Genomic DNA, 1,221 nt, shown 5'->3' on the forward strand with positions numbered 1-1,221 from the left:
CCCAGGCGCTGGTGACCGGCAGCGGCGATCTCGTCCGGCTGCGGGCGCTGCTCGTGGCCGATGCCGGGCAGGCGGCACCTCGGCCGTGGCGCAGCGGCGAAGGGCAACCACAACCGGCCTTCAGCAGTGGCAACGGCAGCCTGTTCACGCTGGTGCGGCGCGGCTGGGCCAATCCGGGCGCGGCGCCCCGCGCCTCACTGCAGCGGGTGGAATGGCTGATCGATGGCAATGCGCTCGTCCGCCGTTCGGCCGCCATGGTCGATGGCATGCCCGCCACCCAGGCCGCCGTGCTGGCCAGGGGCGTCTCGGCGAAGCTGCGGGTGCTCACCGCGCAGGGATGGCAGGAGGGCTGGAGCGGCCAGTCCGGCCAATTGCCGCGCGCGCTGGAATTGACGCTGGATGGCCCGCAATTCGGCCATGTCCGCCAGGTCGTCATCATGGGGCCGGGCGCATGAGGCGCCCGCTTCACCGGAGCGAACAGGGCGCCGCCCTGATCAACGTGCTGGTGCTGGTCGGCGTGATGGCGGCGCTTTCCACCAGCCTGTTCGACCGGCTGCGCCTGGCCCGCCATCTCGGCATCACCATCGCCAACCTCGAAGCCGCGCGCGGCGCTGCGCTTGCCGGGGAAACCATGATCCTGGCCCGATTGCCACTGCCACAGCTGCCGGCCCGGCCCTTCGTGCTGCCAACACCGGCCGGCCCGGCCAACGTGACGCTGCAGCCCGGCGGCAATTGCTTCAACCTCAACAGCGTTGCCATGGGGCCGGCCGCTCTGGCCGTCACACGTCCGCTTGGCGTCGAGCAACTGGCCCGCCTGCTCAGCCTGCTCGACGTGCCGCAGGCCGAAGCCCAGCGCATCGCCGCCGCCACGGCCGACTGGGTGGACGTGGACCAGATGCCCGGCTCCGGTGGCGCCGAGGATCCGACATATGCCCGCGCTGCAACGCCCTATCGCACCGCCGGCACGCTGCTGGCCGAAGTGAGCGAATGGCGAGCCATCGCCGGGGTGACGCCGGCCATCTATGCCCGTGCCGCGCCGTATCTGTGCGCCCTGCCGGAAACCGAGCTCTCGCGCCCCAACATCAACAGCCTGGTGCCCGCCGACGCGCCGGTGCTGGCCGCCATCGCCAGCGTGCCGCTGGCCACCGCCCGCGATATCATCGCTTCCCGCCCCGCCGGCGGCTGGCGCGACGTCAGCGACTTCTGGGCCCAGCCGCTGCT

General features: G+C 72.2%; 2 protein-coding genes. Both read left to right on the forward strand.

From position 1 onward, the window contains the following. The coding region (locus GJ693_RS16040) for a type II secretion system protein GspJ (RefSeq protein WP_156257222.1) at nt 1-455 on the forward strand (455 nt) is incomplete at its 5' end. Then, on the forward strand, nt 452-1,221 hold a 770-nt coding region (gspK, locus tag GJ693_RS16045; RefSeq protein ID WP_197042296.1), incomplete at its 3' end, for a type II secretion system minor pseudopilin GspK. The genes GJ693_RS16040 and gspK, both read left to right, overlap by 4 nt.

It is taken from the genome of Sandarakinorhabdus oryzae (genome assembly GCF_009733735.1).
Lineage (GTDB): Bacteria > Pseudomonadota > Alphaproteobacteria > Sphingomonadales > Sphingomonadaceae > Sandarakinorhabdus > Sandarakinorhabdus oryzae.